Origin of the sequence: Intrasporangium sp. (assembly GCF_039812505.1) — a bacterium.
Lineage (GTDB): Bacteria > Actinomycetota > Actinomycetes > Actinomycetales > Dermatophilaceae > Intrasporangium_A.
The window spans coordinates 16547-28530 of sequence record NZ_JBDIAQ010000031.1 but is presented as its reverse complement, the minus strand read 5'-3'; the positions used below and the strand labels follow the sequence as shown (position 1 = coordinate 28530).

At 70.1% G+C, this 11984-nt stretch carries 10 protein-coding genes; 2 read left to right on the top strand and 8 right to left on the bottom strand.

Annotated features, from left to right (window positions below):
* Positions 1 to 326 precede the first annotated feature (326 nt).
* From WMI84_RS06510 to WMI84_RS06495, 4 genes are all read right to left on the bottom strand, one after another.
* On the bottom strand, positions 327 to 1472 hold the full coding sequence (locus WMI84_RS06510) for an IS4 family transposase (protein ID WP_347351466.1): 1146 nt from the start codon (positions 1470 to 1472) through the stop codon (positions 327 to 329).
* A 52-nt stretch (positions 1473 to 1524) separates the two neighbouring features.
* Entirely contained in the window at positions 1525 to 3150 is a 1626-nt protein-coding gene (locus WMI84_RS06505) for a glycosyltransferase family 39 protein (RefSeq protein ID WP_347351464.1), read from the bottom strand.
* A gap of 120 nt (positions 3151 to 3270) precedes the next feature.
* Positions 3271 to 5022, bottom strand: a complete 1752-nt coding sequence (gene leuA, locus WMI84_RS06500; protein WP_347351462.1) for a 2-isopropylmalate synthase — start codon at positions 5020 to 5022, stop codon at positions 3271 to 3273.
* Positions 5023 to 5232: 210 nt separating this feature from the next.
* On the bottom strand, positions 5233 to 6177 hold the full coding sequence (locus tag WMI84_RS06495) for a LysR family transcriptional regulator (RefSeq protein WP_347351460.1): 945 nt from the start codon (positions 6175 to 6177) through the stop codon (positions 5233 to 5235).
* Between the two features lie 70 nt (positions 6178 to 6247).
* Between WMI84_RS06495 and WMI84_RS06490 the strand changes: the two genes are divergently transcribed.
* Entirely contained in the window at positions 6248 to 7300 is a 1053-nt protein-coding gene (locus tag WMI84_RS06490; RefSeq protein WP_347351458.1) for a DMT family transporter, read from the top strand.
* A 25-nt stretch (positions 7301 to 7325) separates the two neighbouring features.
* Complete coding sequence (locus tag WMI84_RS06485) at positions 7326 to 8063, top strand: hypothetical protein (RefSeq protein WP_347351457.1); 738 nt, start codon at positions 7326 to 7328, stop codon at positions 8061 to 8063.
* A gap of 13 nt (positions 8064 to 8076) precedes the next feature.
* Here WMI84_RS06485 and era read toward each other — a convergent pair whose 3' ends face one another.
* The 4 genes from era to WMI84_RS06465 form a co-directional block, all read right to left on the bottom strand.
* Complete coding sequence (era, locus tag WMI84_RS06480) at positions 8077 to 8991, bottom strand: GTPase Era (protein ID WP_347351468.1); 915 nt, start codon at positions 8989 to 8991, stop codon at positions 8077 to 8079.
* A gap of 61 nt (positions 8992 to 9052) precedes the next feature.
* Positions 9053 to 10357: a hemolysin family protein gene (locus tag WMI84_RS06475; RefSeq protein WP_347351455.1), complete on the bottom strand. Its 1305-nt coding sequence runs from the start codon at positions 10355 to 10357 to the stop codon at positions 9053 to 9055.
* An 11-nt stretch (positions 10358 to 10368) separates the two neighbouring features.
* Entirely contained in the window at positions 10369 to 10836 is a 468-nt protein-coding gene (ybeY, locus tag WMI84_RS06470) for an rRNA maturation RNase YbeY (protein ID WP_347351453.1), read from the bottom strand.
* Positions 10833 to 11867, bottom strand: coding sequence for a PhoH family protein (locus tag WMI84_RS06465; RefSeq protein WP_347351451.1), 1035 nt, complete (start codon positions 11865 to 11867; stop codon positions 10833 to 10835). The genes ybeY and WMI84_RS06465 overlap by 4 nt, the downstream gene beginning before the upstream one ends.
* Positions 11868 to 11984: the final 117 nt, after the last annotated feature.

Sequence of the window (11984 nt, the reverse complement as noted above, 5' to 3'; positions counted from 1 at the left end):
CCGTGGTCGTGACATCTTGAGGGGCACTTTCTCGTGAGTGTGGTGCCTCGTCGCACACATTCACGGCAAAGCCGATCGCGATGAGCCGAAGGATCATCTGCAATGTGCGTGGGGCCTCGACGCTGTCAGTAGAGCGGAGGTGTGGAAGCGTTGTCAAGGGCACCTGGATCGCATCTGGGTCCGGGCGTGACCCTGACCTCAGGCAATCCGGGGTCCAGGTCTCACCTACCCGGCTGAATATCGTTCAATTTGTGTTCCGAAGCGCTTTGCCGACGTATGGACGGCCCAGCCGAAAAGAGGCCCCCGAACCGCACTTGGGGTCGATATCATCGGGCTGGCGATGTCCCGTCCGAAGCTGGCCCGACGCCGCGGCGTACCAGGCTGCGGGCGGGGCCGGGCCTGTCGGGCGTAGTCGGCACCAGCAGGGTCCGGATGGCGTAGTGGCAGCACAGATGACCCCAGATCTCCTGGACGACCAGGTCCGGGGACCTGCTGCGCAGCGCCGGCCGCGGCCGGCTTCGCCCGGTCCTCAGCTCGTCCAACGCCGCGTCGAGCTCCCACCGTCGACCGTGGGCAGCCGTCAGCTCAGCCGCGGACGCCTCGTCCGGGTCGAGCAGAGTGGTGATCAACCGTTGGCGGTCCCCCTTCCGACCAGCCCCCGCCTCGACCTGCTCGATCACGCGGACTCTCCTCGGGTGCCGTGGATGTCGGGCGGCATGAGGCTCGAGCATCTCGGCCAGGTAGGACCCGTCCGGCAGCTCGGTCACGAAGTCGAGGGGCCGGTTGTCCGCGACTCGCCAGAGCAGGTGCGCTCCCGTCCGGGATGCGGTCTCCCACGCGGTACGGCTGTAGCGGCCACGGTCGTCCAGACACAACGTCCCTGGAGTCAACCGGGCCAACAGGTCCTCGGAAAGGGTTGACTCAGATGTCGTGTACCGGCCGACGGCCGCGTCGAATATCGCGTTCGTGCCGCACTCGGCCACGGCGACCACCCGGGCCTGTGGGAATGGGGCCGGCTCGCCTTCCAGCACGGCAGGCCGGCCGAAATGTGCCCTGTTCGCCGGCGTGTCAGCCAGGTCCAGGCAGGTCCCGTCGATGGTGACCAGCCACCGACCGGCCAGCCATGAGCCGGGCGCGTCGCGTGCCGCCAGTGGGACGGCAACCCGCTCGAACAAGCCTCTCATCGGTTCGGGCCCGAGCCGATCTCGCGCATGTGAGATGGCCGCCTTGTTCGCCAGTCGCCGTCTCACCTCGTCCCGGTCCGCCCACGCCATCCCGTCGGAGACCAGCGAGAGCACGTCGTGGTAGGAGCCGTGTGAGTGCAACGCCATCCCCATCGTGAAGTACGCCACCGACCTGGCTGGCAGCGCCCGCCGGCGCTGCTCGGTCCGACCACAGCGGGCAATCACCTCGTCGACCACGCCCGGCGGGAACACCTTCATCAACAGACCGACCGAGGCCAGGTCCGACAACCGTCGGTCCGACACCGGCTTCCTCCAACCAGGGCGCGGCATGGCCGGCAAGTTACCCGGGTTTGTGCCCAAATTGAACGCTTGTGCCCTCTCCACAGCCGGCGCGGACAATCCTTCGGCCGAGGCGACCACGACCCAGCACGCTGCGCAACGACGGCAGCACCGCGCACGAGAGGGCGACGACGACCGGGACGAAGCTCAGCAGGTAGCGTGACCGACCCTGGAAAACCAGCACGAAGATCCCGATGCCGAGGGTGGACAACGCCAGCAGCAGCACGTCCCGCCGGAACGGGGCTCGCAGCAGACCGGCCCCCGCGAGCAGGACGACCGCCGCCCAGACCCCTTCGGTGACGCTCGCCCGGACCGGATACCAGCGCCCGTGGTAGCCGTTGACCTGCTGGAGCGCACCGGCCAGCAGGTTGTGCGCGTAGGGTCGCTGGCTCGCGTCACTGCCCTCGCCCCAGGCCATGAACATGCCGTCGTTCCAGTTCCAGACGGCCTTCTCGGCGTAGAAGGCGAGCATGCCGGGCAGCCCCCGCTCGGCCCAGCGGTCCTCCATGAAGTCTCGTGCGTAGGCGCTCATCCCGGCCTGGGTGCGTCCCTCGATGGCCTCCACCATGCTGCGGCTGTACCCGCCGTACGAGGTAAAGGTCCTTGCGTCGATCTCGATCATGCCGTTGGCCACCCACCAGATCACCGGTGCCGACCGGGCGGTGTCGACCCTGCTCAGGTCGGCGCCGCCGGCCTGCCGGGCCAGCTGCGTCACCCCCGCGGCGCCTCCCGCGAACGTCAGGACGGTGAGGGCCGCGACCGCTGCGGCGCGCGCCACGCGCACCCGCGTCGATCCCTCGCTCCGACGCGCCGCCTCGTCCCCCCGTCGGGTGGGCAGGGTGTCCAGGGCGATGACCATCACCACCGCCACGACGATCACCACGGGCGTGGTCTTGACGACGAAGGCGACCACCCCGCAGGCGACGGCCCCGGCCCAGGCGATCCACCGCTGCGCACCACGCACCGACCACGCCTCGGCCGCGAGGGCGATCGTCGCCATGACGAACGGCACTGCGAAAACATCGGTGTAGGGGACCGCCATCCACGGGGACAGCCCGACGAAACAGGTGACCAGCAGCGCGGCAACAGCGGCCGCCACCGGCCCGGCACACCGCCGGACGACCCGATGGGTGATCCAGACCGTCGCCGCGAGGCCCACGGCGCCAGCAGCGAGCAGCACCGCGTCCGGGGAGAGCCCGAGCCGGGCGGCGAGCGCCGCACCGGAGCGGTCGATGGCCAGCAGCGGCAGGTTGTTGGGGTACATCGACAGGTAGCGGTAGTCGCCGGACGTCAGCGGCATCCCGGCCTCGAGCCGCCGGGCGTAGCCCATGACCACCGCCGCGTCCCAGCCGTAGGGGTAGCGCATCACCTCGCCGACGACCGCTCCGACGGCACCGCCCACCGCCGCGAGCCCCGGCCCGGCCCATCGGGAGCCGAGCGTGGTGCGGACCCGCTGCGAGACCCGGACCAGCAGCGCGGCGGCCACCGCGACCAGGCACGTGACGACGACGACCCAGTGGGTGATCGGGGTGAAGACCGGGCGCGGCACGACCAGCATCGCCAGCCCGCCGACGAGCATCACGGCACCGACGGCGCGCAGCACCGCCGTCCCGACCGTCGCTCGCACAGCCGGAATCGTCCCACAACCGGGTCGGGGCACCCTGCACCATTCCCGATCGACAGTGCACGATTACCGGTCGAACGTGCACGATTCCCGATCGACAGTGCACGATTCCCGATCGACAGATCAGGTCCGGGCGACCACCGCGTCGCGCTCGGCCCGGTTGATCGCGGACACGATCGCCTTGAGGGACGCGGTCACGATCGAGGGGTCGATCCCGACGCCCCACAGGACCCGCTCGCCGACGGCGCACTCCACGTATGCCGCCGCCAGCGAGTCGCCGCCAGCCGACAGGGCGTGCTCGGCGTAGTCGAGGACGCGAACGTCCACCGGCGCGCCCTCGATCCGGGTCCCGGCGTCGATGAACGCCGCGATCGGGCCGTTGCCGACCCCCTTGACGGTGACCTCCGAGCCGCCGTCGCGCAGCACCGCCTCGGTCGTCGTGTTGCCGTCGACGGGCGAGTCGACGTTGACGTTCAGCAGCTCGAACCGGCCCCACGGGGCCTCCGCGTTGGGCAGGTACTCGTCCTTGAACCTGGCCCACAGCTCGGCCGGCGAGACTTCGCCGCCGTCCTGGTCGACGCCGCGCTGCACGACGCCGGAGAACTCGATCTGCAGGCGCCGCGGCAGGTCGAGCTGGTGCTCGGTCTTCATGATGTAGGCGACCCCGCCCTTGCCGGACTGGCTGTTGACGCGCACCACCGCCTCGTAGGTCCGTCCGACGTCGTGCGGGTCGATCGGCAGGTAGGGCACGCCCCAGGGGATGTCGTCCACGCCCTTGCCGGCCTCCTGCGCGTCGTGCTCCATCGCCTCGAAGCCCTTCTTGATCGCGTCCTGGTGCGACCCCGAGAACGCCGTGAAGACGAGATCGCCGCCCCACGGGTGCCGCTCCCCGACCGGCAGCTGGTTGCAGTGCTCGACGGTACGTCGGATCTCGTCGATGTCCGAGAAGTCGATCTGCGGGTCGATGCCCTGGCTGAAGAGGTTCATCCCGAGCGTGACGAGGTCGACGTTGCCGGTGCGCTCCCCGTTGCCGAACAGGCAGCCCTCGATGCGGTCGGCACCGGCCAGGTAGCCGAGCTCGGCTGCCGCGACGCCCTCGCCCCGGTCGTTGTGCGGGTGCAGCGAGACCACGACCGACTCGCGCCGCGCGAGGTGACGCACCATCCACTCGATCGAGTCGGCGTAGACGTTCGGGGTGATCATCTCGACGGTGGCCGGCAGGTTGACGATCATCCTGTGGTCGGGGGTCGGGTCGATGACCTCGATGACCTCGTTGCAGATCCGCACCGCGAAGTCGAGCTCGGTGCCGGTGTACGACTCCGGCGAGTACTCGTAGTAGATCGCCGTGTCGGGAAGGATCTCCTCGAGCTTGCGGCACAGCCGGGCCGCCTGGACCGCGATGTCGACGATGCCGTCCTGGTCGAGCCCGAACACGACGCGCCGCTGCAGCACCGAGGTCGAGTTGTAGAAGTGCACGATCGCCTGCTTCGCCCCGCGCAGCGAGTCGTAGGTCCGCTCGATGAGGTGGTCCCGGCACTGGGTCAGCACCTGGATGGTCACGTCGTCGGGGACGTGACGACCCTCGATGAGCTCACGGACGAAGTCGTAGTCGGTCTGGCTGGCCGACGGGAAGCCGACCTCGATCTCCTTGTAGCCCAGCTTCACCAGCATCTGGAACATCCGCAGCTTGCGCTCGGTGTTCATCGGGTCGATCAGGGCCTGGTTGCCGTCGCGCAGGTCGACCGCGCACCAGCGCGGCGCCTTCTCGATGCGCTTGTCGGGCCAGGTGCGGTCGGGCAGGTCGACGACGATCTGCTCGTGGAAGGGCACGTACTTCTGGAAGGGCATCCCGCTCGGCTGCTGGGGGTGGATCATCTCGCTCTGCTCTCTCGTCGCTGTGGGTGTCCGGCCGGACACGGCGAACTCCGCGACGAGGAAGGCCGGGGATCAGGCCTCGCCGCGGCAGCGAAGGAGGAGCTGCGCCGAACGCATGCCAGCAAAGGTATGCCGCCCAGCCGCCTTCGTCCACCATCGTCCCCCGGGTGCCCGGATCCTGAGACGCACCGCTCGCCTGGATCTCCCCCGTCATCCCGGCACCCGTACCCGACCAAGCTGACGCGCCCCGCGCTTCACAGCCCGCAAACGGGCCGAGACGACCTCGACCATGAGCATCGTCGCGGGCGAGAGCACCGCACCACGCCGGTGGACGATGGCGAAGCGCTCGAAGAGCTTGGGACGCAAAGGAACCCAGCCCACCCGCGAGGAGATGCGGTCACCGAGGGCGTGAATCGCACCAAGGCCGATGATGGTGTCGGCCTCTCCCGACTCGGAAACCTCGAGGGCGATCTCGACATCCTCGACCTCGACCCTGGCCCGCAGCGGGTGGCCGGTCGCCTCGACCATGCTCGCGAGCCGGATCCGGGTCACGTCCAGCTCGGCCCAACTGGCCCAGGCGAGAGCGAGGCGCGCCTGGCCGAGCCGAGCCCCCGATACCGGCCGGCCGAGCCGCTCGGCGGATGCGCTCACGTAGACCAGCTCGTCGCTGGTGACGGGGTGCACCTCGAGGTTGGCGTCGTCGACGGGCAGGGAGACGAGCGCCGCCTCCAGCCGGCCGCGGCGTAGCTGGTCCACGACGTCGGTGGTGTGTCGCCCGACCTGCTCGACCCGGACCCCCGGATGACGCCGGAGCACCTCGAGCACGACGGCGCCGGACAGGTAGAGTCGCGTGGCCCCGAAGACGCCGAAGCGGACGGTGCCGGTCTCCAGCTCGTTGACGGCCCGGACCGCCTGCGCCCCCGCGGCAACCGCACCGAGGGCCTGCTCGGCGTGCGGCCGCAGCTCGTGGGCAGCCTCGGTCGGCACCAGCCCGCGCCCGACCCGCTCGAAGAGCCGGGCCCCGAGAGAACGCTCGAGGATGCGCACCTGCTCGGACACCGACGGTTGCGCGTGGCCGAGCCGGGCCGCCGCGGCCGTGAGAGAGCCCGCCTCGTAGGCCACGAGGAAGCAGCGCAGCTGATGCAACGTGGTCAAGGATTCTCCTAGGCCTGCTATCGGGAACTCAGGCTATCTCGATAGGAGGCGAACGGCATACGGTCCCGTCGTGAGTGAGTCTGCACCCGCGTCAAGGGTCGATCCCCGTGGCGCGCTGTTCGTCATGGCAGCGGCGTCGTGCTATGGGCTGTCCGTCGTCTTCGCCAAGGGGGCCTACGCGCACGAGGTCACCGTCGAGACCCTCATGCTCTGGCGTTTCGCCATCGGCGCCCTCGCCTTCTGGGTTGTCGTCATGCTCCGTCGTCCTGCGCGGGTGAGCCGGCGCGTCGCGCTGACGTGCATCGGCCTGGGGGGTGTCGGGTACGCCGTGCAGGGCCTCACCTACTTCGGCGCGATCGCCGTCATGGATGCCGGCCTCGCCGTCCTTCTCGTCTACACGTACCCCGCCATCATCACGATCATCGGCTTCCTCACCAGGCGGGAGTCTCCGACGCGGCGCATGCTGGCCGCCCTCGGCTGCTCGGCCGTGGGCATGCTGCTCCTGCTCGGGCTGGGTGGCTTCAGGGACGTGTCCGGGGCGGGGGTCGCGCTGTCTCTCACCGCCGCCCTGAGCTACGCGATCTACACGATCGTTGCATCCTCGCTCCCGCCCGAGGCCGACGTCACGCTCATGACGGCCATCGTGGCGACATCGGCTCTCGTGACGGTGACCCTGGCCGCCACCGTGACGCACGCTCCGCTGTCGCTCGGCGTCGATCCGGCGGTCTACGGATGGGTTCTGACATACGTGCTCGTCGGCACCCTGCTCGCGATGTCGTTCCACACCTGGGGCGTCACCAGGATCGGTGCACCTCGAGCCGGCATCCTCTCCAGCATCGAGCCACTCGTCGCGGCGGCTGCCGTGGCCCTCGTGTACGACGAGCGGATGACGCTCGTGCAGATCACCGGGGGCCTCGTCATCCTGGCGGGCGTGATCGTGCTGCAGCTGCGGCCCCGCCGATCGGCTGACCCGACGGCACCGGTCAAACCGCACCTCGATCCACATCACACATCGAGCCACGCCACACCGCACGACGAGCCGACGTTCAGCAGACTCCCAGCCGGGTCGGCTTGGGTGCTGGGTAAGGCCCACGCCGCCGGGGAGGCGGACGTGAGCACGTGAACGGCGACGCGCTGGAGGCGTGCTGATGAACAGACGGATGTGGCCCGCAGCGGCGAGCGCCCTGGCTGTGGTGGCCCTCCTGGGCGGGTGCGGACTCGGTTTCGGCGACGAGATGATCGGCCCCCAGTCGACGAGCCTCGGCGCCGGCCCGGTCGTGCCGGAACAGCCCACGGCCACCGACCAGGGACAGCAGGTCGGCACGCCGGCGCCCGGCGGCGCGGCCTCCGGCACGACGCCCCCGGCCTCCGGGTCGCAGGTGGCCGGGGTGTCCGAGATCCGGGACGGCGCCTGGGACGTGGGCGACGCGGGGCAGGTCAAGTTCCTCGTCCGGGACGGGCAGCTGGAGCTCATGTCCGTTACCCCGGCAGGCGGCTGGCAACAGCAGGGGGACCCGGTGAAGCAGGCGGACGGTCTCGAGGTCCGGTTCACCCAGGCAGCCACCACGTGGACCTTCCGGGTTCAGCTGCACGACGGGTCGATGACGATCTCCAAGCAGGAGTCGACCAGCCCGGCGGGGGACGGCTCCTACTCTGTGGCCGGGGCCGGGTCGGTGTCATTCACGGCCTCCGGGTCCGACCTGAAGCTCGGCAACGTGCTGACCGAGGACGGCTGGACGGCGAGCAAGCAGCCGACCGCGCCGAGCGCGATCTCGGTGTCCTTCAGCAACGGGGCCAAGTCCGCGAGCTTCAGCGCGACGAACGTGAAGAACACGGTCACCGTGGTCACCCGGTCGGAGCTGTCCGGGCCGGTTCCCGCGAGCTGAGCCGCCCGGCCGCTCAGAAGCCCAGGCGCTGCAGCTGCTTCGGGTCGCGCTGCCAGTCCTTGGCGACCTTGACGTGCAGGTCGAGGAAGACCCGCTGCCCGAGCAGTGCCTCGATGCCGCGTCGCGCGGTGGAGCCCACCTCCCGCAGGCGGGACCCGCCACGACCGATCACGATCGCCTTCTGGCTCGGCCGCTCGACGTAGACGTTGACGCGCACGTCCAGCAGCGGGTTGTCCGCCGGCCGGTCCTCGCGCGGCACCATCTCCTCGACGACGACGGCCAGCGAGTGCGGCAGCTCGTCGCGGACGCCCTCCAGCGCGGCCTCGCGGACGAGCTCGGCGATCATGACCGCCTCTGGCTCGTCGGTCAGCACGCCGTCGGGGTACAGGCGCGGCGAGACCGGCAGGAAGGACGAGAGGACCTCGCGGACCTCGTCCACCTGCTCCCCCGACACTGCGGAGACCGGCACGATGGCGTCCCAGTCACCGAGCCGGTCGGCCGCGACCAGGTGCTCGGCCAGCCGCTCCCGGTCGACCAGGTCGGTCTTGGTGGCGAGCGCGACGACGGGCCGGCGGCGCACGGTGCGCAGCTCGGTCAGGTCCTTGGCGATGAACGTGTCACCCGGCCCGATGCGCTGGTCGGCCGGCAGGCAGAAGCCGATGACGTCGACCTCCAGGAGCGTCGCGCGGACGAGGTCGTTGAGGCGTTCGCCGAGCAGGGTGCGCGGCTTGTGCAGACCCGGGGTGTCGACCAGGACCAGCTGCGCACGGTCGGTCGTCGCAACCCCGCGGATGGTGTGGCGCGTGGTCTGCGGCTTCGACGAGGTGATCGCGACCTTCTGCCCGACCAGGGCGTTGGTCAGGGTCGACTTGCCCGCGTTGGGCCGCCCGACGAGGCAGGCGAAGCCGGCCCGGTAGGAAGCGTCCATGACCTCGTGCCTCCCGAACGCCTCGCCCCCTCCCGGATCGGCTCCGGCAGACCCGGTGACGTCAGTGCCCATGGGCTTCCTCCTTGTCACCTACCAGGTCCGCAGCGGCCGGGGGCTCGGCTCGCTGCACGACGACCGTGGCGACCCGGTGCCGGCGGCCCGCCATCCGCTCGGCGGTCAGGACGAGCCCGCCGACGCTGCCGGTCGAGCCGGTGATGGGCACGCGGCCGATCGCCTTGGTGAGCAGACCCCCGACGGTGTCGACGTCCTCGTCCTCGATGTCGACGTCGAAGAGCTCCGCGAGGTCGTCGATGTCCATCGAGGCCGGGACCCGTACGGTCCCGTCCGCGAGCGGTTCCGCGCCGGGCGCCTCGCGGTCGTGCTCGTCGGCGATCTCGCCGACGATCTCCTCGATGATGTCCTCGATCGTCACGAGGCCGGCGGTGCCGCCGTACTCGTCGACGACGATGGCGAAGTGGCTCTGCTCCTGCTGCATCTCGCGCAGCAGGTCGTCGACGGGCTTGCTCTCCGGGACGAAGTGCATCGGGCGCATCACCTCGGTGGCCGGCTGCTTGGCGTCCTCCGGGGCCGCGTTCAGGCGACGGGCCACGTCCTTGAAGTACAGCAGGCCCCGGATGTCGTCGGAGTCCTCGCCGACGACCGGGATCCGGGAGAAGCCGCTGCGCAGGAACAGCGACATCGCACTGCGCAGGGTCTTGGTGTGCTCGATCGTCAGCATGTCGGTGCGGGGCACCATGACGGCCCGGGCGACGGTGTCGCCGAGCTCGAAGACCGAGTGGATCATCTCCCGCTCCTCGTCCTCCAGGACGTCGGTCTCCCCGGCCCGGTCCAGCAGGTCCCGCAGCTCCGCCTCGGTCTGGAAGGGGCCGTCGGCATACCCGCGGCCGGGGGTCACGGCGTTGCCGAAGGCGATGAACCCCTTGGCGACCGGTCCCAGCACGGTGCGCAGGGCCACCGCGAACGGTGCCGCCCACAGGGCAACCGTGTCGTAGTGCTGGCGCCCGAGCGTGCGCGGTGAGACCCCGACGACGACGAAGGACACGACGGCCATGATGGCGATCGCCAGCAGTCCCGCCGGCCAGATGTCATCGAGCCAGGTGGCTACCGCCAAGGTGGCCAGCACCGCAGCCGTCGCCTCGGCGACGACCCGTAGGAACGTGATGACCGCGAGGTAGACCGACGCGTCCGGGACGATCCGCACCAGCGCCTTCGACCCGAACCGGCCCTCGTCGAACAGCTCCTGCGCCCGCACCCGGGACATCCGGAAGAGGGCGGCCTCGGCGGCCGACAGGCAGAACGCGATCGCGATGCTGACGACGGCCGGGATGACGAGTGCGGGCAGCATGACGGGTCACGTCAGCCGGCGGGTCGGTTGCGGGTGGCGAGGAAGGTGAGCAGCAGCTGGCGTTGCAGCTCGAACATCTCACGCTCCTCGTCCGGCTCGGCGTGGTCGTAGCCGAGCAGGTGCAGGATGCCGTGCGTCGTGAGCAGCAGCAGCTCCTCGATCGGGGCGTGGCCGGCCTCGCTCGCCTGACGGGCGGCGACGGTGGGGCAGAGCACGACGTCGCCGAGGTTGCCCTCGGTCGGCTCCTCCCCTTCGGCGCCGGGTCGCAGCTCGTCCATCGGGAAGCTCATCACGTCGGTGGGGCCGGGAAGGTCCATCCACTGCACGTGCAGCGTCTCCATCGCCGCCTCGTCGACCAGGGTGATGCAGAGGTCGGCGGCAGGGTGCACGCGCATCTGGGTGAGGACGTAGCGCGCACAGTCGAGCAGCTCGAGCTCGTCGACGGCGAACTCGGTCTCGTTGAGGACGTCGACGCTCATCGGCGCCCGTCCTGCTCGGCGTGCTTGCGTCGTCTGCGGATCCGCGCGTCGTTGCGGTCGTAGGCGTCGACGATCTCGCTGACCAGACGGTGCCGGACGACGTCGACCGAGGTGAGCTCGGTGAAGTGGACGTCCTCGATGCCCTCCAGGATGTGACGCACCTCGTTCAGCCCGGACCGGGTGCTGCCCGGCAGGTCGATCTGGGTCACGTCACCGGTGACGACCATCTTCGAGCCGAAGCCGAGGCGGGTGAGGAACATCTTCATCTGCTCGCCGGAGGTGTTCTGGGCCTCGTCGAGGATGATGAAGGCGTCGTTGAGCGTGCGGCCCCGCATGTAGGCCAGCGGCGCGACCTCGATCGTGCCCGAGGCCATGAGGCGCGGGATCGTCTCGGGGGCGATCATGTCGTGCAGGGCGTCGTAGAGCGGTCGCAAATAGGGGTCGATCTTGTCGTTGAGGGTGCCGGGCAGGAAGCCGAGCCGCTCCCCCGCCTCGACTGCCGGGCGGGTCAGGATGATCCGGTTGACCTGCTTGGCCTGCAGGGCCGCGACCGCCTTGGCCATCGCGAGGTAGGTCTTGCCGGTGCCGGCCGGGCCGATGCTGAACACGATGGTGTGCGCGTCGATGGCATCGACGTAGCGCTTCTGCCCGAGGGTCTTGGGCCGGATGGTGCGGCCGCGGTTGCTGACGATGTTCATCGTCAGCACGTCGGCGGGCCGCTCCTTGGTCTGGCTGCGCAGCATCGCGATCGAACGCTCCACGGCGTCGCGGTTGAGCGGCTGACCGGTCGCGACGATCGCGAGGAGCTCGTCGAGCAGGTCGTCGACGATGTCGAGCTCACGAGGTGGCCCGGTGAAGGTCATCTCGTTGCCGCGCACGTGCGTGTCGACGTTCGGAAAGGCCCGTTCGAGCGTGCGCAGGAACTCGTCCCGCGGCCCGAGCAGGGTGACCATCTGGATCGGCGGCGGGATCTCACGAGAGAGGACGGACTCGGTCTGGGCGTCGGAGCTCACGGAATCGGCGTCGTTCATTTGCCGCCCAGTCTACGTGGAGCCGGCGCCGGTGGTCCCGGTCACAGGTTCCACGTCAGCGTCGTGATCGCGCGGTACGAGGTCGCCGCAGCCAGCCGCGAGACCGCCGTCGCCGCC